Origin of the sequence: Pseudomonas parasichuanensis, assembly GCF_021601385.1 — a bacterium.
Lineage (GTDB): Bacteria > Pseudomonadota > Gammaproteobacteria > Pseudomonadales > Pseudomonadaceae > Aquipseudomonas > Aquipseudomonas parasichuanensis.
The window spans coordinates 1-460 of sequence record NZ_BQHO01000092.1; the positions used below are offsets into that span (position 1 = coordinate 1).

Here is a 460-nt window from a genome sequence, read left to right on the forward strand (position 1 = left end):
TGTCAGTCTATCTATCACATATCCGAATTTTTAAAGAACGATCTGACAAAAGTCAGAAATCAACATTCATTGCCGAATGTTCATTTCTAAGTTCTGAGCAGTGCTGCGAAACCTGAAAGAGTGGTGGAGCCAAGCGGGATCGAACCGCTGACCTCCTGCGTGCAAGGCAGGCGCTCTCCCAGCTGAGCTATGGCCCCAGGTGACCAGCCGCACCAAGTAATTGGTAGGTCTGGGCAGATTTGAACTGCCGACCTCACCCTTATCAGGGGTGCGCTCTAACCAACTGAGCTACAGACCTATAACAGGGTTGCGTTACAGCATCGTCTTTACACAATGAATCAAGCAATTCGTGTGGGAGCTCATCAGCAGGCTGATGTCGTCGATTAAGGAGGTGATCCAGCCGCAGGTTCCCCTACGGCTACCTTGTTACGACTTCACCCCAGTCATGAATCACACCGTG

At 50.7% G+C, this 460-nt stretch carries 2 tRNA genes and 1 rRNA gene; all 3 read right to left on the reverse strand.

The window, feature by feature from the left end:
- Nucleotides 1–121: 121 nt before the first annotated feature.
- A tRNA-Ala gene (locus L6D77_RS27075) sits at nucleotides 122–197 on the reverse strand.
- A 24-nt stretch (nucleotides 198–221) separates the two neighbouring features.
- Nucleotides 222–298 (reverse strand) — tRNA-Ile (locus tag L6D77_RS27080).
- A gap of 86 nt (nucleotides 299–384) precedes the next feature.
- Nucleotides 385–460 (reverse strand): 16S ribosomal RNA (locus L6D77_RS27085); the annotation flags it as partial.